The following is a 23,513-nucleotide window of genomic DNA, read 5'->3' as shown; positions in this document are numbered from 1 at the left end:
CTGATCGCCGGCATTGCCGCCTACGTGAAATACCTGCGCCCGGAAATCAAAATCATCGGCGTCGAACCGGACGATTCCAACTGCCTGCAGGCCGCCCTGGCTGCTGGCGAGCGGGTGGTGCTCAACCAGGTCGGGCTGTTTGCCGATGGCGTGGCGGTGGCGCAGATCGGTCAGCATACCTTTGAGGTGTGCCGGCACTACGTCGACGAGGTGATCACCGTCAGCAGCGACGAAATCTGCGCGGCGATCAAGGACATTTACGACGACACCCGCTCGATCACCGAGCCTGCCGGTGCGCTGGGCGTGGCGGGCATCAAGAAGTACGTCGAGCAACGTGGCATCAGCGGCCAGACCCTGGTGGCCATCGACTCCGGGGCCAATATCAACTTCGACCGCCTGCGCCATGTCGCCGAGCGCGCCGAGCTGGGTGAAGGCCGCGAAGCCATCATTGCGGTGACCATCCCGGAGCGGCCCGGCAGCTTCAAGGCGTTCTGTGAAGCGATCGGCAAGCGCCAGATCACCGAATTCAACTACCGCTACCACACCGACCGCGAGGCGCACATTTTCGTTGGCGTGCAGACCCACCCGGAGCGCGACCCGCGCAGCGCGCTGATCGCCAGCCTGAGCGAACAAGGCTTTCCGGTGGTCGACCTGACCGACAACGAACTGGCCAAGCTGCACATCCGCCACATGGTCGGCGGGCACTCGGAGCGGGTCAGCGACGAAGTGGTGCTGCGCTTCGAATTTCCCGAGCGGCCGGGCGCGCTGTTCAACTTTTTGAATAAACTGGGCGGACGCTGGACCATTTCGATGTTCCACTACCGCAACCATGGGGCGGCCGATGGCCGGGTAGTGGCGGGGCTGGTGGTGCCGGAAGATGAACACGACCTGGTCCAGGACACCCTGCAAGAGATTGGTTACCCCTATTGGGACGAGACCAATAACCCGGCGTATCGGCTGTTTCTTGGCTAAGTCAGATTTATCGCACCTAGAAACACAGTGATGGTCAATGAAGGTATCGCCCTGTGGACGCTACCTTCATGCCAGACGCCATCGCCGCCGACCAGCTCCCCCCTGACCTGCATTACGTCGACGACAGCGAGCCCGGCTTTAGCCGCAAGCTGCTGCGCGGCAAATTTGCCTATTTTGACCTGGACGGCCAACGGATCCGCGACAAGGCCGAGATCCAGCGTATCAACGCCCTGGCCATCCCGCCGGCCTATACCGATGTGTGGATCTGCGCCGACCCGCGCGGCCATCTGCAGGCCACCGGCCGCGATGCGCGCCAGCGCAAGCAGTACCGCTATCACCCGCGCTGGCGGGAAATCCGTGACCAGAACAAGTACGCGCGCATGATTGCCTTCGGCAGCGCCCTGCCCAAGGTGCGCAAGCAGCTTGAAGCGCAGATGAGCCAGCCCGGCATGGGCCGCGACAAGGTGATCGCCACCGTGGTCAGCCTGCTCGACGCGACACTGATACGCATCGGCAACTCGCGCTACGCCCGTGACAACCGCTCGTTCGGCCTGACCACATTGCGCAACAAGCATGTGGACATCAAAGGCAGCGAAATCCTCTTCCAGTTTCGTGGCAAAAGCGGCGTGGAGCACCAGATCAGCATCAAGGACCGGCGCATGGCTAACATCATCAAGCGTTGCATGGAGTTGCCGGGCCAGAACCTGTTTCAGTATCTGGACGCCGACGGCCAGCGCCACGGCATCAGCTCATCGGACGTCAACGCCTACCTGCATACCCTGACTGGCGCCGACTTCACCGCCAAGGACTACCGCACCTGGGCCGGCAGCGTGTTGGCCCTGACGACCTTGCGCAAGCTGGATTGGGAACCGGAAAGCGACGCGAAGAAGCATATCGTCGAGATGGTCAAAAATGTCGCCCGCCAGTTGGGCAACACTCCGGCGGTCTGCCGCAAGTGCTATATCCACCCGGCGGTGCTCGAAGGCTTCGTGATCGGCGAACTGGCCAAACTGCCGCGCTCGCGCAAACGCCAGGGCTTGAGCGCCGAAGAGGTCGCGTTGGCAGCCTTTCTCCAGCAGTTGCATGCACAGAGCGCCGGGCAGCGCTCCTGAGGTTACTCGGCGGGCGGGCTCTGCTCTGCGGGAGCGGAGTGCTGCTCAAGCAGCTCTTCCAGACTACTCGGCTCGCTGTCGAGGGGATGGGCACTGTCTGTCGGCGCGGCCGGCGACTCGACCTGCTCAACCTTGAATGAACCGGCTTCGACGGGCGCGGCGAGTGGCTGGCTGGTGTCAGCGGGCGCAGCTACTGGCGCTGCGGTTTCGGTGGCTGGCGCTGGCGGCTGCTCAGGGACGGCCGCCGGAGCAGTTGCAGGAGCCGCAGCAGGGACCAGCGCAGCCGGTGCCGGCGCGGTCGCTTCAGGCACCCCCATGTCAGGCTTGGGTTGCTCGACGATGTGCGCCGCCTGCTTGACTTCCGGCGGCAGGAAATTCTCTACCAGGCCGAAAAAGCGCTCGTAGAACTTGGTGGATGCGACGGTCTCACTGGCCACTTTGACCATCGAATCGTCGGTGGAACCGATCGGCATCGACACCGAGCCCAGCACACCGACGCCCAGGCTGGCCGACGTGTTGGTTTTCTTCAGCGCGTAGCGGTCCTGCAGGGCGTTGGCGAACATGCTCGACGTACCGGCATGGGCGTCATCGGCGCAGACCACGTTGAAGCTGATTTCGATATGGGTATCGCCAGTCTGCTGGAAGCTCTTGCGCCCGCTGATCATCTTCGGGTCGTTGCTGGTGATGATGTAGCCCTGGCTGAGCAGTGCCCGCCGCGCCGCCTCGCAGGACGCGGTATCGCTGGCCGGGTAGGTGCGCGAGAAGGTTCCGGCGTCATCGAAATGCTCATGATCGTAGATCGCCTGCTTGGGCGAGGAACAACCAGCAGCCATGAGCAGGGCAGACACCCAGCAGGCAGTACGAACATTCAGAACATTGAACATCGGAAATCCCGGAGATAAAGAACGGCAGGGCGATCAGGAAAATGGCGCTAAGTCTGCAACAACCCAGGCGCGGGATCAACGCAGACTTGGCAAGCATTTGGTTACATGAAGTCTTATTCACTGAAATCTGCCCGCCAGCCCCCCTGTTCATACTCAACGCTTCACCCAAGCGGCGATCACGGCTACCCTTGAGCGCCGCGAGCCGCACGTCAGACGATTCGGAAACCACTGCCACGATGGATACCCCCCCTATTAACCGCGCATCTGAAACCGGCAAGGAAACGACCGGTGGCGGCCGAGTGCAAGTCATTGACCGCTCGATCGTGCTGCTGCGCACGCTTTCCAGCCAGAAGAACGGCGCCAGCGCGCTGGATCTGGCGCGCCTTACCGGAATCGACCGGACCACCATTCACCGGCTGCTCAAGACCCTGACCTACTGGAGCCTGATCGAGTCGCACAACGGCACCTACCGGCTCGGCCCGGAGTGCCTGGTGTACTCCACCGCTTACCTGAACCGCCTGAATCTGCGCAAGATCGCCCTGCCCTACGCCATCGAACTGCAACGCGTCACCGCTGACCGCCAGGCCATCGTCTCGGTCTCGGTGCCGGTGGGCGACCAGGTGGTGTTGATCGAGCGCATGTGGACCCCCATCACGCCGTTGAACGTGATTGTCGATCTGGCCGACCACTTTCCACTGGAAGGCAGCCCGAGCGGCCGCGCCATTCTGGCCACCTACGATACGGCTCAAGCCATTGCCGTGCTGGGCGCCGAACGCCACGCCAGGGTGCTGCCAAACCTGGACACCATCCGTCAGCAACAGGACTTCGCCTTCGGCCACAACGAGTTCAAGCCCGGCCTGTCATCGGTGGCCTACCCGATCCGCGCTGGCGACGGCCCGGCAATCGGTGCGCTGGTGGTTGCCGGGCTGGAGATGGAAAGCGAAATCCATCCGCAGTCGCCGCTGGCCAGCCATGTGCGCCGCGCCTGTGACGGGATCGCGGCGCAACTGGGCGACCTGTAGCTGCAAGCCGCCACGACCGGGCTCACTGGCCCGGCCCTGCATCAAGTTCGGCCAGCAACCGGTTCTGCTGCACCTTGCCGTAGTGTGAGCGCGGCAGCTCATTGAGAAACCAGATGCGCCGCGGCACTTTGAAACGCGACAGCCGCGCGCGACAGTGCTCGATCAGTTGCTGGTCCGAGAGCGCGCCAGGCTCACTGAGTACCACCGCAGCACACACCTGCTCACCCCACTCCAGATCCGCCAGGCCAAACACATGGACATCGGTCACCTGGGCCAGCTCACGCAGGCTCTGCTCGACCTCGCTCGGCTGCACCGATTTACCGCCGCTACGGATGATGTCCTTGCAGCGACCTTGCACGCTTAGCAGGCCATCAGCGCGGATACTGCCCAGATCGCCACTGCGCAGCCAGCCGTCGGCCAGGGTGCGCGCGGTCAGTTCAGGCTGCTGCCAGTAGCCGGCCATCAGTTGCGGTCCGGCGATCAGAATCTCGCCCACCCCCTGTTCGTCCGGCTGGTCGATGCGCAGCGCCGCCGAGAACACCGGGCGTCCGACCAGCCCTTGAGCAGACTCACCCGCAGCACGGGTCGCGGCCATCTGCGCCACGCTCAAATAACAACTCCACGGCGCTTCGGTCATGCCATACAGCACGCTCAGCCGGCTGCCGAACAACTGGCATGCGCCTTCCAGAACCTCGCTGGCCAGCGCCGCCGCACCGATGTCCAGGGTTTTCAACGAGGGCAGATCAGCCGCTGCAGTGCCGGCTTCGCGCAGCAGGCGCAACAGCTGGGTCGGAACCAGCGAACTGAAAGCCGCCTGATGCTCACGCAACTGACCGATGAATGCTGGCGCCTCGAAGCGCCCGCCCAGCACCACCTGGCCGCCACTGAGCAGATGCCCCAGTACCGCGACCGCCGCGATTGGCCAGAGCGGGCGCACGTTGAGCAGCACATCACCCGGCACTGCACCACGGGCCATGACGATGTTCTGCAACACCGCACACAGGCTGGCATGCCGGTGCATCACGGCCTTGGGCAGGCCCGTCGTACCGCCGGTGTAGTTCAGCGAAGCCAGGGCTTGCGCCGGCTGGGCTGCACGGGCGGGCAACGGCAGCGCGGATGCCTCGGCAAAGCCCTCCAGGGCCAGACACGGCACACCGGCCTGGCGCAGTTGCCCGGCCAGCGCCTGATAGTGGCTGGAGAACAGCAGCAACTGCGCCCCCGCGTCACGCACCTGTGCCAGCAGTTCCTCACCCGACAACGCCGGGTCCAGCGGCACCCGCACCCGGCCTGTCGCCATGCAGCCATAGTCGGCCAGCAGGTAATTGATGCTGGCCTCGGCCAGCAGCGCCACCCGTGCACCGGCCTGCACATTCAAACGCTCCAGCGCCAGGCCGAAGGCCGTCAGTTGCCGGTCCAGATCCGCAAAGCTCAGGCTGCGGTGCACTGCCGGCTCATACAGAGCAATACGTTCAGGCCACTTGTGCGCGGCCTGACTCAACAGGGTGCTGATATCCATGCTTACCACCCGCTCAGTACGATGCGCCCATTGACCTGCCGCGACTCCAGCAGTGCATGAGCCTGGGCCACCTCAGGAAACGGCAACACCCGGTCGATCAGCGGCCTGACCTGGCCGGCGGCAATCAACGCCAGCGCGGTGCGCAGCTCTTCAAGCGTCGCGCTACCCGAACCCTGCAGTTTCAAGCGTCGGCCAATCAGCAATCCGGGATTGACCGCTACCGCCGCCGGGCTGACGTTACCCAGTACCACCACCCGCCCCCCCAGGCTCATGCTGCGCAGGGTGTCCTCCAGAGTGTGCCCAAGGTTTTCGATGGCCACGTCCACGCCACGCTTGCCGGTCAGTTGCCAGACCTCGGCGCTGTAGCTGCCGTTGCTGACAATCACCTCATGGGCGCCCAGCGCCTGAAGAAACTCGCGCTTTTCAGCGCTGCCAGTCACGGCGATGACCCGCGCGCCCAAGGCTCGGGCCAACTGGATCTGATGCGCGCCCAGGCCGCCGCTGGCGCCGTTGATCAGCACCGTTTCACCCGGTTTGAGCGCAGCCTCGCCATGCAGGGCGCGCACGCTGGTGGCGATCGGACATGAAGCCAGCGCCGCCTGCACATAGTCCAGCCCATCGGGTAATTCGACGGCAGAGATGGCCGGCACCCGCAAGTACTCAGCATAGGCGCCCTCGGTATCCACCGACGGCAGGCCCAGTGCCCGGCACAAGTCCTGGCGACCACGCAGGCACTGCCGGCACTGGCCGCAGAACCGCCGCTGGTAGATCACCACCCGTGCCCCGACGGCCAGATTCAGCACATCGTCACCGATCTGCACCACTTCTCCGGCCACCTCATGGCCTAACACCACACCGGTGTGTGCGCCGGGCAACTGCCCGGCACGGTGCAGCAGATCGTGGTGGCAGACACCGGCGGCGTGCACCCTGACCAGCACTTCGCCGCGCCCCGGCTGCGGGGTGGGCACCTCTTCGACCTGCAACTGCTCGGGCCCGCCGAAGCCTTTCAGAACTATCGCTTTCATCTTTTATAACCGTTGGTAACCACTTAAGAATATGTTCATATAACAAACATATTGTTTGCATTGTGCACATCAATTAAGTTTTCCCCACTTTGACGCCGACCTCAAGAGGCAATGCGTCTTTCTTTCACAATCAGCGAAATCACGTGATGACAGTCGAGTATCAGAAGCAGGGCGACGGCGTTCTGCTGGTCACCCTCAACCGCCCGGAGCGTCTCAACGCGCTGGACAGCCAGACCAAGGCCGCACTGGGTCAGGTGTGGCAACGCGCCCAGGACGACACCGACGTACGCGCCATCGTGCTGCGCGGTGCCGGCGAGCGGGCGTTTTGCGCCGGTTCCGACCTCAAGGAAATTCACAGCACCGGCCAGACCGCCAGCAGCGACGTGCTGGCCAACGCTCTGCCTGGGGTGGGCGTCAACCTGCGCAAGCCAGTGATCGCCGCTTTGCACGGCCATACCCTGGGGCTGGGCATCAGCCTGGCGATTCACTGCGATTTGCGTATCGCCCGTACCGACACGCAATTCAGTTTCCCGGAAGTGCGCCACGGCATGCTGTCGGGCTTCAGCGCCATCACCCTGCCGAGCCTGATCGGGGAAGCCGCGGCACTGGACATCATGCTCAGCGCCCGGACCTTCGACGCCGATCAGGCGCTGGCCCTGGGGCTGGTCAATGAGGTGGTCGACGACCCGCACAGCCGCGCCCTGGAACTGGCCGCGCAACTGGCCGCCCATGACCCGCGCGCGGTCGAGTGGAGCAAAACCTTGCTATTGGCCGAACGCAGAGAACGGCTGCAACGGCATCTGGCGCTGGTCGATCAGGCACGGATCGACGTCATGCGTGACCGATAACCATAACCATAACTGCCCACCCTTTTCCGCCACGCCCGTACTGCCAGGCACACCCACCACCAGCGATGGAAGCGGCGTTTCACTTGGAGCTTCACTATGTCTCGCCCTTGCATTGCTTATCGCCCAAGGCTCAGCCTGCTGACCCTGGGTATCCTCGGCCTGTGCGCCACACCGCAGGCGTTCGCTGCGCAGCCGACCCACACCGCTGACAACCAGGACACCGCCTTGCAGACGGTGGTGGTCACCGGCGCCCGCGACGCCGGCCGCACCGTGGCTGAAAGCCTGGCGCCGATTGATGTGATCAGCGGCGAGGCCCTGGCCCGCTCCGGCAAACAGAACCTGCGCGAGGCCCTGGCCGCCAGCGTGCCGTCCTACACCAACGCCGCAGGCTTTACCGGCGGCACCGGCCTGGCGGTCAAATCCGCGACCTTGCGCGGCCTGGGCGGCAACCACGTACTGGTGCTGGTCAACGGCAAGCGCCGGCATAACACCTCGTTGATTTTCGTCCAGACCGCCGCGACCTCCAGCGGCCAGTCGCCTGCCGACCTGGACCTGATCCCGGTCAGCGCCGTGGACCATGTCGAGGTACTGCGCGACGGTGCCGCCGCCCAGTACGGCTCCGACGCCATCGCCGGGGTGATCAATATCATCCTCAAGCAGAACGATCAGGGCGGCAGCGCCAGTGCCCTGTATGGTCAGTATCGGGAACGGGTCGGCGGCAAGGGCAACTTCGGCGCCCGCGGCCAGGCCCAGATCAACCAGGGCTTTGCCCTGCCCAATGACGGTTTCTTCAGCCTCAGCGCCGACGTCGGCATCCAGGAAAGCTCTAACGTCGCCGGGGCCGTACCGGACTCCACGCGCATCTACTTCGCCCAGAACGGCCAGCCCGACCCGCGTGAAACCGGCGAAAGCCGCTACCGCCAGCAGCTTGGCCAGCCGCGCTCGCAGACTTACAACCTCGGTTACAACGCCGAACTGCCGCTCAACGACGACGTCACCGTCTATTCGTTCTCCACGGTCAGCCATCGCAACTCCACCAGCTGGGGCACCTACCGCACCGCCAACTCGCCGCAAAATATTGTCTCGGTGTACCCGGACGGTTTTGCGCCGCGCTTTGTGGTCGAAGAGGACGATTTCCAAAGCGTGATCGGTGTACGCCACGACGACCTGCTGGGCTGGAAATGGGACCTGTCCAGCAGCTATGGCCGCAACGACGCCAATATCCGCAACGAACGCTCGCTGAACCCGTCGCTCGGCCCGGACAGCCCCCGCGACATGGACGGCGGCCATCTGATCGCCAGCCAGTGGACCAATAACCTGGACCTGACCCGCGGCTTCGACACCGGCCTGTTCAGCAGCCCGCTGAACGTCGCCGCCGGCCTTGAGTTTCGCCGTGACGGCTTCCAGATTGAGGATGGCGAGTTCGCCTCTTATGGTGACGGCGGCTATATTTTCCCGGCCGGTCACCCGCTGGCCGGCCAGCGCCCCAACCCCGGCGCGCCGGGCCTGGCTGGCTTCACCCCGCAGGACGCGCACAATTACTCGCGCACCAACACCGCCGCCTATGTCGACCTCAGCCAGCGCCTGACCGACAAGTGGGATGTCAGCCTGGCCGGGCGTTTCGAGCACTACAGTGACTTTGGCGACACCACCAGCGGCAAGTTCTCGACCCGCTATGCCTTTACCCCGGCCTTCGCGGTACGCGGCACCATCAGCAACGGCTTCCGCGCCCCGTCGCTGCAACAGCAGAACTACTCTTCGTCGCTGACCGCCTGGCGCGCCAACAGCTTCACCGGCCAGTTGGAGCAGAACACCACCCGCTACGTGACCGTCGATGATGCCGCCGGCCGTGCACTGGGCGCCAAACAGCTGGACCCGGAGCGCTCGCTGAACTACAGCCTGGGCTTCGTTGCCACGCCCACCGACAACCTCAGCGTGACGGTCGACCTGTACCAGATCGACATCAAGGACCGCATCCTGCAGACCAGTAACCTGCAAGGCACAGCGGTGTCCAACCTGCTGGCCGGCCAAGGGCTGAACCCCAACCAGATCGTCTCCTACTTCGGCAACCTGGCCGACACCCGCACTCGCGGCATCGACCTGGTGGCCGACTACCGCTATGACTTCGGCCAGTACGGCAAGACCCAGTGGACCCTGCTGAGCAACCAGAGCCTGCAGACCATCGAGAAACTCAAGGAGCCTGCCGTACTGGCCGGCACCGGGGTCAGCGCAGTGGGCCGCGACCGGCAGGGCAACCTGACCACCGCCTACCCCAAGAACGTCACCTCGCTAAACCTCAACTGGCAGTTGGGCGACTTCGATGTGAACCTCAAAGGCACCCGCTATTCGCAAGTGGTGGGGCGCAATCAGATTTCCGAAAGCCGTGACGAGAAGATCCGCCCGGCGTTCATCACCGACCTGAGCCTGGGTTACTACCTGACCGACGCGGTGAAACTGACCGTCGGCGGCGAGAACATCTTCGACCGTCGGCCGCAGCAGCTCAACGCCGAAGCCAAGCGCTTCTATTTCTTCCCCACCGACAACCCGACCTACAGCTGGTATTCGCCCTATGGCCTGGAAGGCGCGTACTACTTCGCCAAAGTCGACGTGAGCTGGTGACCCCATGAGTCTTTCAAACAGCACGCCAGCCCCCGAGGGGCTGGTCGAACATACCCCCTCACAGGGCTTCGATCAGGCGCTGTACCGCAAGCTGGCCTGGCGGATCATGCCGTTTCTGTTTCTGTGCTTCGTGCTCAACTGGCTCGACCGGGTGAACATCAGCTTCGCCCATTTGCAGTTCAAGACTGATCTGAACATCAGCGACGCGACCTTCGGGATCATCGTCGGGGTGTTCTCCATCGGCTACCTGCTGTTCGAAATCCCCAGCAACCTGCTGCTGGAAAAGATCGGCGCAAAGAAGACCATGATGCGCATCATGGTGCTCTGGGGCCTGGTGACCATCGCCACCGCCTTTGCCCAGACGCCGATGCAGTTCTATGTGTTGCGCATCCTGCTGGGCGCCGCCGAGGCCGGCTTTTTTCCCGGCGTGATCCTGTACCTGACCTACTGGTTCCCGGCCAGCTACCGCGGGCGTATCACCTCACGGTTCATCATGGCCATCGCGGTCTGCGGGATCATCGGCGGCCCGCTGTCGACCTGGATCATGAGCCACTTTGCCGGCCTGGGCGGGTTCACCGGCTGGCAATGGCTGTTTGTGGTCACCGGTATCCCGCCGGTACTGGCCGGGCTGTTCGCCTGGTACTGGCTGGATGACAAACCGGCCAACGCCAAGTGGCTGAGCGACGATGAGAAACGCCGCATCGCGCATGCCCTCGACGAAGAACGCCGCAACCGCAAGCCGGGCGGGCATCAGCGTTTCGTCGAAGCGCTGAAAGACCGCAAGGTGTGGTTCATCACCCTGGCCTACTGCCTGACCATCATGTGCACCGGCAACGTGACCAATATCTGGGCGCCGTCGATCATTCGTGAGTCGGGGGTCGCCAACCTTAGTCAGTTGGGGCTGTTTTCGGCGCTGCCCTATGTGGTCGGGGTGGTGGTCATGCTGCTGGCCTGCCGGCATTCGGACCTGCGCCAGGAACGCCGCTGGCATTTCGCCCTGGGCGGCCTGACCGCGGCCACGGCAATGCTGATCCTGCCAAACTTTCTGGTCAGCCCCTGGGCCGCCATCGCGATCCTGACCCTGATGACCAGCGGCTACCTGGTGGCCACGGCAGTGTTCTGGACCATTCCCACCTATTACCTCTCCGACCAGGCCAAGGCGGCCGGGCTGGCGATGGTCAATTGCTGTGGGCAGGTCAGCAGCCTGCTGACGCCGATCATGATCGGCTCGATCAAGACCAGTACCGGCAGCATCTCGCTTGCGCTGTATATCGTCGCCGGCCTGGTGACCTGCGGCGCGTTGATTCTTTTGTTCGGTGTCCCGCGCCAAGCGCTGCGTGATGCTTCTGAAACCTGATGGATAGCTCAATGACTGATTACGTTGCACTGGCCCACCAACTGGCCGCGCAGATCCAGCCCGGCGCCGCCGAGCGCGACGCCAAGCGCACCCTGCCCTACGCCCAGCTTGACCTGATCCGCGAGTCCGGCCTGGGCGCGGCACGGGTGCCCAAGGCGCTGGGCGGTGGCGATATTGACCAGTTGCAGGTGGCGCAAATCTTCATGGCCCTGGCCAAGGCCGACCCCAGCGTGGCCCAGGCACTGTTCCCGCATTTCGCCACGGTCGAGCATCTGCGGCTGATCGCCAATGAGCGCCAGCAGCGCGAATACCTCGGTGCCTTTGTCGACCGCAAGCTGTCGTCCGGAGCCATCGCCGAACGCAGCGGCACCTTTCGCGGCGAAATCCACACCCGGCTGCAACGCCAGGGCGAGCAACTGCTGCTCAACGGCAGCAAGTTCTACAGCACCGGTTGCCTGTTCGCCGACCTGCTGAAAATCCAGGCCGTGGATGAAGCCGGCCAGGCCGTGTATGTGATGCTGCCCGCCGACACCCCCGGCATCAGCCTGCTCGACGACTGGGACGGCATGGGCCAGCGCACCACCGCCAGCGGCAGCACCCTGCTGGAGAACGTGCCGGTGCACCCCGATCAGGTCATCCCGCTGGCGCAGTGGTATCAGCGGCGCAACTACATCGGCGCCAGCGCCCAGCTCATCCACTGCGCGCTGGACGTCGGGATTGGCCTGGCGGCGCTGGACGATGCCATCGCCTGGGCACGCAGCGGCGTGCGCCCGGTGCGCGAAAGCGGCGTCGACAAGGCCAGCAACGATCCGTACATCCTGCACACCATTGGCGAGCTGTCGGCCACCATCCATGGCGCCCAGGCGCTGGTGGAAAAAGCCGCCGGTGCGGTACAGACCGCCGCCGTCACCCAGTTGCAAGGCCTGGCCGAAGGCGCAGAGCTTGACGCCATTCTGGCGCGCTCCTCGATTGCCGTGGCCGAAGCCAAGATCGCGTCGACCCGCGCCGCCCTGCATGTCTGCGAGCGGCTGTATGAGGTAGGCGGCGCCGCAACCACTCAGAGCCGCTACAACTTCGACCGTCACTGGCGCAACGCCCGCACCCACACCACCCACGATTCAGTGGCCTATAAGTACAAGGCCATCGGAGACTACCTGCTCAATGGCAACTATCCCCCCATCGCGTTCACCTATTAAACCGCTGCTGGCGCTGAGCCTGCTCTGGCTGGCCATCGGCACTCAAGCCAGCGCTGGCAGCGGCGATCCCTGGGCTGATCTGCCGGCCCAGGTCGACACGTTGCTGCCCGGCGTGATCGAACTGCGCCATGCCATTCACCGCCACCCCGAGCTGGGCAATCGCGAGTTCAAGACCGCCGAACGCATCGCCCGGCGCCTGCGCGAGCTGGGCTTCGAGGTGCAGACCGGGGTTGCCCATACCGGTGTGGTCGGCGTGCTCAAAGGCGGCCAGCCCGGACCGGTAGTGGCCATCCGCGCCGAGCTCGATGCCCTGCCGCTCACCGAACAGACCGGTTTGGCCTATGCCTCGACGCTGCGCGCCAAGGACGAAGGCAATGACCTGCGCAGCCGTGGCAAGGACGTCGGGGTGATGCATGCCTGCGGTCACGACGCGCATATGGCCATGGCGATCGGCGTGGCCGAAGTGCTGGCCGCACACCGCGACGCGCTGCCCGGCACCCTGAAGCTGATTTTCCAGCCCGCCGAAGAGGGCCCGCCACTGGGCGAGCAAGGCGGCGCCGCGCTGATGATCAAACAGGGCGTACTGCAGGCGCCGGCACCGGAGGTGATTTTCGGCATTCACGTCACCGCCGGCACTGCCGGCACCTTTACCCTGAGCAAGGCACGCACCACCGCCTCGGCCGACACCTTCGTGGCCCGCATCACCGGGCGCCAGACTCATGCGGCCTTTCCCTGGACCGGGATCGACCCGGTGCCGGTGGCGGCGCAGATCATCCTCGCCTGGCAGACCATTCCCAGTCGGCAGTCGAACCTGAGCGTGCTTCCAGCACCGGTGATTTCGGTGGGCCGCCTGGAGGGCGGCGACCGCCATAACATCATCCCGGCCGAGATACGTCTGGAAGGCTCGATACGCACGATCAGCGATGAGCAACGCGAAGATGTGCTCAAGCGCATGAGCAATACCGCGCAAAGCATTGCCCAGGCATCCGGGGCTACGGCAACGGTGGAGTATCTGCCCGGCGGTTATCGCTCTGGCCATAACGACACGGCGCTGGTTGAACGCATGTTGCCGGTCCTGCAACAGGTGTCCGGCACGCCGGTGAAGATCGACAACGGCACCTATGGCGCCGATGACTTTGCCGAGTATGCGCGGCAGATTCCGGGGCTGTTCATGCGCATGGGGGTCACCCCGCCGGCACTGCAGGACAAACCGGTGTGGCCGACTCATTCGCCGGGCTTTCAGGTCGACGATCCGAGCCTTGCCACCGGCATCAAGGCGCTGAGCCTGATGACCCTGCGTTACATGAGGGGCGAAGGACAGTAAAAATCGCAGACAACAAAAAAGCGACCCTAAGGTCGCTTTCTTGTTTGTTCCAGAGAGTTCAAGGGCTCTGGAACCGGATATGGCGCAGCGGACGGGACTCGAACCCGCGACCCCCGGCGTGACAGGCCGGTATTCTAACCGACTGAACTACCGCTGCGTATCGCTTGTAACTCTTGCTTCAACCTGAAACAAACTTTCGGTAGTTTGAATCACGGCATGATTGAACTGCCAGTTGGCGTTTCAATCGCAGACCCGGCGAACCCGATCTGGATAAAGTGGCGCAGCGGACGGGACTCGAACCCGCGACCCCCGGCGTGACAGGCCGGTATTCTAACCGACTGAACTACCGCTGCGCATGCAGGACTTTCATCCTGGTTTTTACAACCTTGAAAGTTCTCGTGAATCAACTTTCAAACTCAACGATGGTGGGTGATGACGGGATCGAACCGCCGACCCTCTGCTTGTAAGGCAGATGCTCTCCCGGCTGAGCTAATCACCCTTTGCTTCGCTGAGGCCGCGAACTTTACGCACCCCCCTCATGCAAGTCAACACCTGGAGTGAAATATTTTTCAAATCAGGGAGATACGGTTGAATCCGGGGACCGTCTTGAGCCAGGAAGCCCTTTAAAAAGATCCCGCCGCTGGGTTGGAGGACCCCGGTTCCCATGCCACTCAAATAAAAAAACCGGCATAGCGCCGGTTCAGGTATTTGCTTGAGTACTACGCTTGTTCGGCGTAGATCATCTTGCGGCTCATGCCACCATCGATGACGAACTCCTGGCCGGTCACGAAGCCTGAGTTGCGTGACAACAGCCAGCTCACCATCGCGGCTACGTCTTCCACGGTCCCGACCCTGCCCACCGGGTGCTGAGCGTGGTCAAGGTCAGACAGCGGTTCGGCGCGGCGTGCCGACGGGTCGCGGGCGTCGATCCAGCCGGGGCTGACCGCGTTGACCCGGATCTGTGGGCCGAGGCTGACCGCCAGTGCATGGGTCAAGGCCAGCAGGCCGCCCTTGCTGGCCGCATAGGCTTCGGTGTCGGCTTCAGACTGATGGGCACGGGTGGAGGTCAGGTTGACGATCCCGCCACCGTGCGCACGCAGGTACGGCGCACAGTGCTTGGCCAGCAGCATGGGGCCGGTCAGGTTGACCCCCAGCGCGCGGTTCCAGCGCTCCAGGCTGAGGCTTTCCAGAGTACCGTTATGGGGCTCGGAAATTGCCGCGTTGCACACCAGAGCGTCCAGCCGGCCAAACTGGCGCAGCACCTTGGCCACACCACCGACCACCTGTTCTTCGCTGGACACGTCCATGACCACGAACATCGCGTTATCGCCCAGGCTTTCAGCCACCTTGCTGCCACGAATGCGGTCCAGGTCGGCCAGCACCACCTGCCAGCCCTCGCTGATCAGCCAGGCGGCAATGCCCAGGCCGATGCCGCGTGCAGCGCCGGTCACCAGAGCCACCCGGCCGTTAGTCGGCCCGGCAGCCTGCACGGCCCACTCGCTCACAGCGCTGCCAGGCCGCGAGCCAGATCGTTCTGCAGGTCGACAACGTCTTCCAGGCCGACTGCGACACGAATCAGGCTGTCGCTGATACCCGCCGAGGCACGCTCCTGCGGGGTCAGACGCCCATGCGAAGTCGTGCCTGGATGAGTAATGGTGGTTTTGGCATCACCCAGGTTGGCGGTGATCGACACCAGACGCGTGGCATCGATAAAACGCCATGCACCCTCTTTGCCACCCTTGACCTCAAAACTCACCACTGCGCCGTAGCCTTTCTGCTGGCGCTGGGCCAGTTCGTGCTGCGGATGGCTCTTGAGGCCGGCATAGTGAACCTTCTCGATACCGTCCTGCTGTTCCAGCCACTCGGCCAGCGCCTGGGCGTTGGCACAGTGGGCGCGCATGCGCAGGTTCAAGGTTTCGAGGCCCTTGAGAAAGATCCAGGCGTTGAACGGGCTGAGGGTCGGGCCGGCGGTGCGCAGGAAGCCCACCACTTCTTTCATCTGCTCGCTGCGTCCGGCAACCACACCGCCCATGCAACGACCCTGGCCGTCGATGAACTTGGTGGCCGAGTGCACCACCACATCGGCACCCAGCTTCAGCGGTTGCTGCAAGGCCGGTGTACAGAAGCAGTTATCGACCACCAGCAAGGCACCCTTGGCATGGGCGATTTCTGCCAGCGCGGCGATATCGACCAGTTCAGCCAGCGGGTTGGATGGCGACTCGACGAACAGCAGCCTGGTGTTCGGCTTGATCGCCGCATCCCAGCCAGCCAGTTCAGCCAGCGGTACGTAGTCGACCTCGACACCGAAACGCTTGAAGTACTTCTCGAACAGGCTGATGGTCGAGCCAAAAACGCTGCGCGACACCAGCACATGATCGCCGGCGCTGCACAGGCTCATCACCACCGACAGGATTGCCGCCATGCCGGTGGCGGTGGCCACCGCCTGTTCGGCACCTTCAAGAGCAGCAATACGCTCTTCGAAGGCACGCACGGTCGGATTGGTGTAGCGCGAATAGACGTTGCCCGGCACCTCGCCCGCGAACCGGGCGGCGGCATCAGCCGCCGTACGGAACACGTAACTGGAGGTGAAGAACATCGGGTCGCCATGCTCGCTCTCAGGGGTGCGGTGTTGACCCGCACGCACGGCCAGGGTGTCGAACCCTACGCCTTCAAGATCGCTGTCCAGCCGGCCTGCATCCCATTGCTCTGCCATGCCCGTTTTCCTTGTCAATCAGTTGTTGTACAGATCGATGATCGCGCTGACGGCCTGGCTCTTGACCTTGGCCGCGTCATTGCGGGCGTCTTCGATCCGGTTCAGGTAGTGCTCATCGATATCACCGGTGACGTACTGGCCGTCGAACACCGAGCAGTCGAAGTTATCGATCTTGATCTTCTTGCTGCCACTGACCGCTTCAATCAGGTCACTGAGGTCCTGATAGACCAGCCAGTCGGCGCCGATCAGATCAGCCACTTCCTGGGTGGTACGGTTGTGGGCGATCAGTTCGTGAGCACTCGGCATGTCGATGCCGTAGACGTTCGGGTAACGCACGGCCGGTGCGGCCGAGCAGAAATAGACATTCTTGGCACCGGCTTCACGCGCCATCTGGATGATCTGCTTGCAGGTGGTGCCGCGCACGATGGAGTCATCGACCAGCATCACGTTCTTGCCGCGAAATTCCAGCTCGATGGCGTTGAGCTTCTGACGCACCGACTTCTTGCGCGCCGCCTGGCCCGGCATGATGAAGGTCCGGCCAATGTAGCGGTTCTTGACGAAGCCTTCGCGGAACTTGACGCCCAGGTGGTTGGCCAGCTCCAGCGCTGCGGTGCGGCTGGTGTCCGGAATCGGGATGACCACGTCGATGTCGTGGTCGGGACGCTCGCGACGGATTTTTTCCGCCAGGCGCTCGCCCATGCGCAGCCGCGCCTTGTACACCGAGATACCGTCAATGATCGAGTCAGGACGCGCCAGGTAGACGTGCTCGAAGATGCACGGCGCGTAACGTGGGTTCGGCGCGCACTGACGGGTGAACAGCTTGCCGTCGTCGGTGATGTACACCGCTTCGCCCGGTGCCAGGTCACGGATCAGGGTGAAGCCCAGCACGTCGAGGGCGACGCTTTCGGAGGCGATCATGTACTCGACGCCTTCGTCGGTGTGACGCTGGCCGAACACGATCGGGCGGATGGCGTCCGGGTCACGGAAGCCGACGATGCCGTAGCCGGTGACCATCGCCACCACGGCATAACCACCGCGGCAACGTTTGTGCACGTCAGCCACGGCGGCGAAGATGTCCTCTTCGGTCGGCTGCAATTTGCCGCGTACCGCCAGTTCATGGGCGAACACGTTGAGCAGCACTTCCGAATCGGAATTGGTGTTCACATGACGCAGATCGGACTCGTAGATTTCCTTGGCCAACTGCTCGACGTTGGTCAGGTTGCCGTTATGCGCCAGGGTGATGCCATACGGCGAGTTGACATAAAACGGCTGGGCTTCGGCCGACGTCGAACTGCCGGCTGTTGGATAGCGCACATGGCCGATGCCCATGTGCCCAACCAGACGCTGCATATGACGCTGCTGGAACACATCGCGCACCAGACCGTTGTCTTTGCGCAGGAACAACCGGCCATCATGGCTGGTCACGATACCGGCAGCATCCTGGCCGCGGTGCTGGAGGACGGTGAGCGCGTCATACAGCGCCTGATTGACATTCGACTTACCGACGATTCCGACGATGCCACACATGCGACACAACCCCTACTTAGTGGAACTGGATTTACCGAGCACATCCTGGGCCATTTCCGGCGACAGGATCTGCTCCTTGAACGGCAATTCGGCAGGAATGCCGATGCCGCTGGTTGACCACTGACCGGACATCCCGACAATCAGGTTTTTCGACCAGTCAGCGACCATGAGAAACTGCGGCACCAGGCGTGATTCCTGCCACCACTGATCCTGTTGCACCGGGCCCAGGCTCAGCAGCCCGACCGCGACAACGATCAGCAGGGCGCCACGCGCGGCACCAAATACCATACCGAGGAACCGATCGGTCCCGGACAACCCGGTGACGCGAATAAGCTCGCCGATGAGAAAATTGACCATCGCCCCGACAATCAGGGTGGCGACGAACAGAATGATGCAACTGGCGATCACCCGCATCGAAGGCGTGGCGATGTAGTCGGCCAGATAATGGGACAGCCCGGCACCGAACATCCAGGCGACTGCGCCTGCGATGATCCAGATCAGCAGCGACAAAGCTTCCTTGACGAAGCCGCGCTTGATGCTGATCAAAGCGGAGATGGCGATGATCACGAGAATCGCCCAGTCAACCGGAGTAAGTGCCACGTTGCAGCCTGCAGACGGATAAGGCGGCGCATTTTAACAGAGCGGCCGCCGGTCGGTAAGCGGCGATTATCGGTGAGCTGAATTTTCTCGAAACAGCTGTGTTCAGCCGCGTTCCGGCTGGAAACGCACCACGATACCCTTGAGTTTCTGCTGTTTGTCGAGCTGGTCGCGCAGACGATCGGCTTCGCCACGCTCGATCAGCGGCCCGACGAACACCCGATTGACGCCATCGGAGGTGCGAATGTAAGCGTTGTAGCCTTGGGCACGCAGGGCCTTTTGCAGGTTATCGGCATTGGCCCGATTGGACATGCTGGCCAATTGAACCGACCAGCTGACCGACAGGCCGTTGGCGTCCACACCGCTGGGCGCAGCTGCCTTGGCCTGGGTCGGCGCAGGCGGCTGAACAGGCGTTGACGGCTGGGCAGGCGCTGGCGCGGGCTTGACGGCCGGCTTGGGTGCGCTGGCCACAGGTGCGGAGGCCACAGGTGCAGCGGCAGGCGCCGCTGGAGCCGCCTGCTGGGCCGGCGCCGGGGCAATCGGCCGCGATGGCGGCGCCGTGCTCGGCGCTGGGGTTTCGACCTGGGTGATCTGCTGGGGCTCAGGCACTGCGACCGGCTCGATTTGCACCGGCTGCATCACCGGGGCTTCGGGCGCAGCAGGCGCATCGACCCGCACGCTGCGGGTTTCGTCTTCACGGGTGAACAGCATCGGCAGAAAGATGACCGCAATGGCGATCAGCACCAACGCCCCCACCATCCGCTGTTTGTAAGCCTTGTCCAGCATCGCAGCCACCTTCAGTCCTCAATCAGCGTGATCGGCCAGCCATTCAAGCGCTTCGGCCACGCAGTAAAAAGATCCGAACAACAGGATCTCGTCATCCGCCATCGCCTGCTCACACTGTGCCAACAGTGCCTGGGCCACGTTCTGATAGGACGTCACGCTCGCACCAAGGTTCTGCAAGCAGGCCTGCAATTGCTCAACCGGCGTGCTACGCGAGGTTGGCAACGGCGTCACAGCCCAATGCGCGACCCCCGCCACCAGCTCGGCAACCACGCCTTCGAGATCCTTGTCGCCCAACAGACCGAACACCGCCAGGCGCTTGCCTGGCACCGGACGCTGGACAAGCCGTTGCGCCAGAAAACGCGCAGCGTGAGGGTTGTGCCCGACATCCAGCAATAGATTGAGGGTTTTGCCTTTCCAGCGCAGCACCCGTCGGTCAAGCCGACCGACAATCCGGGTACCGCTCAGCGCCTCGGCCAACACCCCGGGCTGCCATGGCAGATCGAGCAAGGCATAGGCTTGCAATGCAAGCGCGGCATTCTCCATCGGCAGATCGAGTAGCGGCAGATCAGTCAGCACCAGCGGCTGCCCTGCCCCATTCACTCCTTGCCAGGACCAGGCATTGACGTCGATAGCGACGCTGAAATCCCGACCGCGTAACAAAAATGGGCAGTTGAGCGCTGCGGCCTGCTCCAGCAAGGGTGCAGGCGGATCGAGATCGCCACACAGCGCCGGTTTGCCAGCGCGCAAGATGCCGGCCTTCTCGAACGCTACTGACTCACGGGTATTGCCCAGCCAGTCGGCATGGTCCAGACCGATACTGGTGACCAGCGCCAGATCAGCGTCGACCAGATTGACCGCATCCAGACGCCCGCCCAGCCCGACTTCCAGCACCACAGCGTCAAGCCCGGCCTGTTCGAACAGCCAGAATGCCGCCAGCGTGCCCATTTCAAAGTAGGTCAGGGTGATATCACCACGCGCCGCCTCGACAGCGACAAAGGCCTCGCACAGTTGAGCATCGCTGACCTGTACGCCTTGCACTTGCACCCGCTCGTTATAGTGCAGCAGGTGCGGCGAACTGTAGACACCCACTTTCAGACCCTGAGCCTGCAACAGTGCCGCCAGAAACGCGCAGGTCGAACCCTTGCCGTTGGTGCCGGTCACCGTGATCACTCTGGGCGCCGGACGACTCAGGCCCAACTGACCGGCGACTTGCCGGGCACGGTCCAGCCCCATGTCGATGGCCGACGGGTGCAGTTGCTCCAGATAGGCCAGCCATTGACCCAGGGTCCGCTGTGTCATGCGGTTGCCGGAGTCGGAGCCGGAGTAATCTCGACCACTTCCAGAACCGGCTTGTCAGCCTTTGGCGATGGCAGGTTCATCATCTGCGCCAGCAAGCGACCCAGACGCTCGCGCAGTTCAATGCGCGGAATGATCATGTCGATGGCGCCGTGCTCGATGAGGAACTCGCTGCGCTGGAAGCCTTCAGGCAGCTTTTCACGTACGGTCTGCTCAATCACTCGCGGGCCTGCAAAGCCAACCAGCGCCTTGGGCTCAGCGACGATCACATCACCCAGCATGGCCAGGCTGGCGGAAACGCCGCCGTAGACCGGGTCGGTCAGCACCGAAATGAACGGAATGCCTTCTTCACGCAGCCGCGCCAGCACCGCCGAGGTCTTGGCCATCTGCATCAGCGAGATCAGCGCTTCCTGCATCCGCGCACCGCCGGAGGCCGAGAAGCAGACCATCGGGCAACGGTGCTCAAGGGCATAATTGGCCGCACGCACAAAGCGCTCGCCAACGATCGCACCCATCGAGCCGCCCATGAAGGAGAACTCGAACGCCGAGACCACGATCGGCATGCCCAGCAAGGTCCCGCTCATGGAAATCAGCGCGTCTTTTTCACCGGTCTGCTTTTGTGCAGCGGTCAGGCGATCCTTGTACTTCTTGCCATCGCGGAACTTGAGACGGTCTACCGGCTCCAGGTCAGCACCCAGCTCATTGCGACCTTCGGCGTCCAGGAAGATGTTCAGCCGGTTACGCGCACCGATACGCATGTGGTGGTCGCACTTGGGGCAGACGTCCAGGGTCTTTTCCAGTTCAGGGCGATACAGCACGGCTTCACAGGATGGGCACTTGTGCCACAGCCCCTCAGGGACCGAGCTTTTCTTGACCTCTGAACGCATGATCGAAGGGATCAGTTTGTCTACCAGCCAGTTGCTCATGCTTTCTTTCTCCAGTGCCGATTCGGCTCCAGCACCCGGCGTTGTAACGCCCGGCACCCGCCCTTGGCTAAATGTGTAAAAAGTGACGAGCAAGGACAGCCTGCGGTCGGCACCTGGCCAGACCTGCCCCTCTCAGCCGTGATACTTGAAACCGCACCCGACGCAAAAGCGTCCGGTTAATCAATTCAGCCCGCACATGTTCATTACCGGGACAGGCTAATGGACGGCGGCAGCTGCCACGCCGTCACATCAGGCTTCACGCACCGCACGCATGAAAGCCCGCACCTTGTCGTGATCCTTTATGCCTTTACTGCGCTCTACCCCGCCACTGACATCCACCGCATAGGGCTTGACCTGAGCAATGGCCTGCGCCACGTTACCCGCGTCAAGACCGCCAGCCAGGATGATCGGCCTGGACAGATCACCGGGAATCAATGACCAGTCGAAGCGCTCCCCCGTGCCACCGGGCACACCCGGCACATAAGCATCAAGCAGGATGCCGCTGGCTTTGCCATAAGCCCGGCAGGCGGCGGCGATATCGTCACCCGGCTTGACCCGCAATGCCTTGATGAAAGGCCGGTGATAGCCGTCGCATGCCTCGGGTGATTCATCACCATGGAATTGCAACAGATCCAGCGGCAATGCATCGAGGGTTTCGTTCAATTCACAGGAACTGGCGTTGACGAACAGGCCAACCGTGGTCACGAAGGGCGGCAGGCCGGCAATGATCGCCCTGGCCTGTTGCACGCTGACCGCACGCGGGCTGGGCGCGTAGAACACGAAGCCCAGCGCGTCGGCACCCGCCTCAACGGCCGCCAATGCATCCTCCAGACGGGTAATCCCGCAGATCTTGCTGCGAACGGCTGACATATGACGAAACCTCAGTCCTTGCGCAAAGTCCCGGATGGTAACAAATGCAGGTTCAGCCGTCAGCCTTCAAGGCCAGCGAAACCGGTCAGAAAATGCGGACCGATGTAACGCTGCGGCAGACCGAATTCATCGGCATACTCGACCTCAACCAGATACAGGCCAAAGGGGTGCGCAGTCACGCCGCCGTTACGCCGCACCCGACTCTGCAGCACTTCATTGATCCACTCCACCGGGCGCTCGCCAGCACCGATGGTCATCAGCACACCGGCAATGTTTCTCACCATGTGATGCAGGAACGCACTGGCCCGTACATCAATGACAATCATCTTGCCGTGACGACTGACGCGCAGGTGATGCATCTGCTTGATCGGCGATTTGGCCTGGCACTGGCCGGCGCGAAACGCGCTGAAATCGTGGGTACCGACCAGATACTGGGCGGCCTCGGCCATGCGCTCGACATCCAGCGGACGATAGTTCCAGGTTACTTCCTCACCCATATGCGCCGGACGAATCTGATCGTTGTAGATCACATAGCGGTAGCGCCTGGCCTTGGCCTTGAAGCGCGCATGAAAGTGCGCCGGCATGACCTTTGCCCAGGTCACGCTGATGTCATGTGGCAGGCTGGCATTGGCGCCCATGATCCAGGCTTTTTCCGAGCGCTCTGTTTGCGTATCGAAATGCACCACCTGACCGCAGGCATGCACACCGGCATCAGTGCGCCCGGCACACAACAAGGTGACCGGGGAGGCAGCGACCTTGCCCAGAGCATTTTCCAGTGTTTCTTGTACGGTGGGCACGCCACTGGCCTGACGCTGCCAGCCGTTGTAGCGCGAGCCTTTGTATTCGACGCCTAGCGCGACGCGGTGAAAGCCCTCGGCAGCCATCTCGGCGGCCGGGTTGTCTATGTTCGCCAAGGAGTTACA

General features: G+C 63.1%; 20 protein-coding genes and 3 tRNA genes. 8 read left to right on the top strand and 15 right to left on the bottom strand.

The window, feature by feature from the left end; genetic code table 11:
• On the top strand, positions 1-972 hold a 972-nt coding region (gene ilvA, locus NJC38_RS15885; RefSeq protein WP_253115640.1), incomplete at its 5' end, for a threonine ammonia-lyase, biosynthetic.
• A 68-nt stretch (positions 973-1,040) separates the two neighbouring features.
• A complete protein-coding gene (locus NJC38_RS15880; RefSeq protein WP_045493504.1) occupies positions 1,041-2,084 on the top strand; it encodes a DNA topoisomerase IB in 1,044 nt (347 codons plus the stop codon).
• Positions 2,085-2,086: 2 nt separating this feature from the next.
• On the opposite strand, the gene NJC38_RS15875 is transcribed toward NJC38_RS15880, so the two are convergent.
• Positions 2,087-2,968: a DUF2242 domain-containing protein gene (locus NJC38_RS15875; protein ID WP_253115638.1), complete on the bottom strand. Its 882-nt coding sequence runs from the start codon at positions 2,966-2,968 to the stop codon at positions 2,087-2,089.
• A 299-nt stretch (positions 2,969-3,267) separates the two neighbouring features.
• Between NJC38_RS15875 and NJC38_RS15870 the strand changes: the two genes are divergently transcribed.
• Entirely contained in the window at positions 3,268-3,990 is a 723-nt protein-coding gene (locus NJC38_RS15870; protein WP_231906538.1) for a helix-turn-helix domain-containing protein, read from the top strand.
• A 22-nt stretch (positions 3,991-4,012) separates the two neighbouring features.
• Here NJC38_RS15870 and NJC38_RS15865 read toward each other — a convergent pair whose 3' ends face one another.
• Together NJC38_RS15865 and NJC38_RS15860 are read right to left on the bottom strand one after the other, a co-directional pair.
• Positions 4,013-5,506 carry an AMP-binding protein gene (locus tag NJC38_RS15865; RefSeq protein WP_253115635.1) on the bottom strand — a complete coding sequence of 498 codons (1,494 nt, stop codon included), beginning with the start codon at positions 5,504-5,506 and terminating at the stop codon, positions 4,013-4,015.
• A gap of 2 nt (positions 5,507-5,508) precedes the next feature.
• Entirely contained in the window at positions 5,509-6,531 is a 1,023-nt protein-coding gene (locus NJC38_RS15860) for an alcohol dehydrogenase catalytic domain-containing protein (RefSeq protein ID WP_253115633.1), read from the bottom strand.
• A 146-nt stretch (positions 6,532-6,677) separates the two neighbouring features.
• Between NJC38_RS15860 and NJC38_RS15855 the strand changes: the two genes are divergently transcribed.
• The 5 genes from NJC38_RS15855 (at position 6,678) to NJC38_RS15835 (ending at position 13,875) form a co-directional block, all read left to right on the top strand.
• Complete coding sequence (locus NJC38_RS15855) at positions 6,678-7,379, top strand: enoyl-CoA hydratase/isomerase family protein (RefSeq protein WP_045493520.1); 702 nt, start codon at positions 6,678-6,680, stop codon at positions 7,377-7,379.
• A 96-nt stretch (positions 7,380-7,475) separates the two neighbouring features.
• Positions 7,476-9,998 carry a TonB-dependent receptor gene (locus NJC38_RS15850; protein WP_253115631.1) on the top strand — a complete coding sequence of 841 codons (2,523 nt, stop codon included), beginning with the start codon at positions 7,476-7,478 and terminating at the stop codon, positions 9,996-9,998.
• Between the two features lie 4 nt (positions 9,999-10,002).
• Positions 10,003-11,355 (top strand): MFS transporter, encoded by a 1,353-nt coding sequence (locus NJC38_RS15845; RefSeq protein WP_084710176.1) that lies wholly within the window; start codon positions 10,003-10,005, stop codon positions 11,353-11,355.
• Positions 11,356-11,366: 11 nt separating this feature from the next.
• Positions 11,367-12,551 carry an acyl-CoA dehydrogenase family protein gene (locus NJC38_RS15840; RefSeq protein ID WP_253115629.1) on the top strand — a complete coding sequence of 395 codons (1,185 nt, stop codon included), beginning with the start codon at positions 11,367-11,369 and terminating at the stop codon, positions 12,549-12,551.
• Complete coding sequence (locus NJC38_RS15835; RefSeq protein WP_253115627.1) at positions 12,517-13,875, top strand: amidohydrolase; 1,359 nt, start codon at positions 12,517-12,519, stop codon at positions 13,873-13,875. The genes NJC38_RS15840 and NJC38_RS15835 overlap by 35 nt, the downstream gene beginning before the upstream one ends.
• Positions 13,876-13,955: 80 nt before the next feature.
• Here the strand turns inward: NJC38_RS15835 and NJC38_RS15830 are convergent.
• From NJC38_RS15830 to truA, 12 genes are all read right to left on the bottom strand, one after another.
• A tRNA-Asp gene (locus NJC38_RS15830) sits at positions 13,956-14,032 on the bottom strand.
• Positions 14,033-14,151: 119 nt separating this feature from the next.
• A tRNA-Asp gene (locus NJC38_RS15825) sits at positions 14,152-14,228 on the bottom strand.
• Between the two features lie 70 nt (positions 14,229-14,298).
• Positions 14,299-14,374 (bottom strand) — tRNA-Val (locus tag NJC38_RS15820).
• Between the two features lie 220 nt (positions 14,375-14,594).
• Positions 14,595-15,380 carry an SDR family oxidoreductase gene (locus NJC38_RS15815; RefSeq protein WP_253115625.1) on the bottom strand — a complete coding sequence of 262 codons (786 nt, stop codon included), beginning with the start codon at positions 15,378-15,380 and terminating at the stop codon, positions 14,595-14,597.
• Positions 15,377-16,588 carry an O-succinylhomoserine sulfhydrylase gene (locus NJC38_RS15810; protein WP_045493534.1) on the bottom strand — a complete coding sequence of 404 codons (1,212 nt, stop codon included), beginning with the start codon at positions 16,586-16,588 and terminating at the stop codon, positions 15,377-15,379. Before NJC38_RS15810 ends, NJC38_RS15815 begins: the two co-directional genes overlap by 4 nt.
• A gap of 18 nt (positions 16,589-16,606) precedes the next feature.
• Positions 16,607-18,115 carry an amidophosphoribosyltransferase gene (purF, locus tag NJC38_RS15805; protein WP_045493535.1) on the bottom strand — a complete coding sequence of 503 codons (1,509 nt, stop codon included), beginning with the start codon at positions 18,113-18,115 and terminating at the stop codon, positions 16,607-16,609.
• Between the two features lie 12 nt (positions 18,116-18,127).
• A complete protein-coding gene (locus NJC38_RS15800; protein ID WP_045493536.1) occupies positions 18,128-18,715 on the bottom strand; it encodes a CvpA family protein in 588 nt (195 codons plus the stop codon).
• Between the two features lie 102 nt (positions 18,716-18,817).
• Positions 18,818-19,498, bottom strand: a complete 681-nt coding sequence (locus tag NJC38_RS15795) for an SPOR domain-containing protein (RefSeq protein ID WP_253115623.1) — start codon at positions 19,496-19,498, stop codon at positions 18,818-18,820.
• An 18-nt stretch (positions 19,499-19,516) separates the two neighbouring features.
• A complete protein-coding gene (gene folC / locus NJC38_RS15790) occupies positions 19,517-20,797 on the bottom strand; it encodes a bifunctional tetrahydrofolate synthase/dihydrofolate synthase (RefSeq protein WP_253115620.1) in 1,281 nt (426 codons plus the stop codon).
• Positions 20,794-21,720 (bottom strand): acetyl-CoA carboxylase, carboxyltransferase subunit beta, encoded by a 927-nt coding sequence (gene accD, locus NJC38_RS15785; protein ID WP_045493541.1) that lies wholly within the window; start codon positions 21,718-21,720, stop codon positions 20,794-20,796. The genes folC and accD overlap by 4 nt, the downstream gene beginning before the upstream one ends.
• Before the next feature lie 249 nt (positions 21,721-21,969).
• Positions 21,970-22,590, bottom strand: coding sequence for a phosphoribosylanthranilate isomerase (locus tag NJC38_RS15780; protein WP_253115618.1), 621 nt, complete (start codon positions 22,588-22,590; stop codon positions 21,970-21,972).
• A 59-nt stretch (positions 22,591-22,649) separates the two neighbouring features.
• Positions 22,650-23,474 (bottom strand): tRNA pseudouridine(38-40) synthase TruA, encoded by an 825-nt coding sequence (truA, locus tag NJC38_RS15775; RefSeq protein WP_045493552.1) that lies wholly within the window; start codon positions 23,472-23,474, stop codon positions 22,650-22,652.
• Positions 23,475-23,513: the final 39 nt, after the last annotated feature.

The sequence above is a fragment of the Pseudomonas sp. 21LCFQ010 genome (assembly GCF_024129905.1).
In the GTDB taxonomy this organism is placed as follows: Bacteria; Pseudomonadota; Gammaproteobacteria; order Pseudomonadales; family Pseudomonadaceae; genus Aquipseudomonas.
This window is presented reverse-complemented; position numbering and strand designations above follow the sequence as displayed.

Excerpts from the sequence above, each read along its gene's own strand:
- NJC38_RS15880 (WP_045493504.1), top strand. The coding sequence starts at position 1,041 with ATGCCAGACGCCATCGCCGCCGACCAGCTCCCCCCTGACCTGCATTAC.
- NJC38_RS15875 (WP_253115638.1), bottom strand. The coding sequence starts at position 2,968 with ATGTTCAATGTTCTGAATGTTCGTACTGCCTGCTGGGTGTCTGCCCTG.
- NJC38_RS15865 (WP_253115635.1), bottom strand. The coding sequence starts at position 5,506 with ATGGATATCAGCACCCTGTTGAGTCAGGCCGCGCACAAGTGGCCTGAA.
- NJC38_RS15860 (WP_253115633.1), bottom strand. The coding sequence starts at position 6,531 with ATGAAAGCGATAGTTCTGAAAGGCTTCGGCGGGCCCGAGCAGTTGCAG.
- NJC38_RS15855 (WP_045493520.1), top strand. The coding sequence starts at position 6,678 with ATGACAGTCGAGTATCAGAAGCAGGGCGACGGCGTTCTGCTGGTCACC.
- NJC38_RS15850 (WP_253115631.1), top strand. The coding sequence starts at position 7,476 with ATGTCTCGCCCTTGCATTGCTTATCGCCCAAGGCTCAGCCTGCTGACC.
- NJC38_RS15845 (WP_084710176.1), top strand. The coding sequence starts at position 10,003 with ATGAGTCTTTCAAACAGCACGCCAGCCCCCGAGGGGCTGGTCGAACAT.
- NJC38_RS15840 (WP_253115629.1), top strand. The coding sequence starts at position 11,367 with ATGACTGATTACGTTGCACTGGCCCACCAACTGGCCGCGCAGATCCAG.
- NJC38_RS15835 (WP_253115627.1), top strand. The coding sequence starts at position 12,517 with ATGGCAACTATCCCCCCATCGCGTTCACCTATTAAACCGCTGCTGGCG.
- NJC38_RS15810 (WP_045493534.1), bottom strand. The coding sequence starts at position 16,588 with ATGGCAGAGCAATGGGATGCAGGCCGGCTGGACAGCGATCTTGAAGGC.
- purF (WP_045493535.1), bottom strand. The coding sequence starts at position 18,115 with ATGTGTGGCATCGTCGGAATCGTCGGTAAGTCGAATGTCAATCAGGCG.
- NJC38_RS15795 (WP_253115623.1), bottom strand. The coding sequence starts at position 19,498 with ATGCTGGACAAGGCTTACAAACAGCGGATGGTGGGGGCGTTGGTGCTG.
- folC (WP_253115620.1), bottom strand. The coding sequence starts at position 20,797 with ATGACACAGCGGACCCTGGGTCAATGGCTGGCCTATCTGGAGCAACTG.
- accD (WP_045493541.1), bottom strand. The coding sequence starts at position 21,720 with ATGAGCAACTGGCTGGTAGACAAACTGATCCCTTCGATCATGCGTTCA.
- NJC38_RS15780 (WP_253115618.1), bottom strand. The coding sequence starts at position 22,590 with ATGTCAGCCGTTCGCAGCAAGATCTGCGGGATTACCCGTCTGGAGGAT.
- truA (WP_045493552.1), bottom strand. The coding sequence starts at position 23,474 with ATGGCTGCCGAGGGCTTTCACCGCGTCGCGCTAGGCGTCGAATACAAA.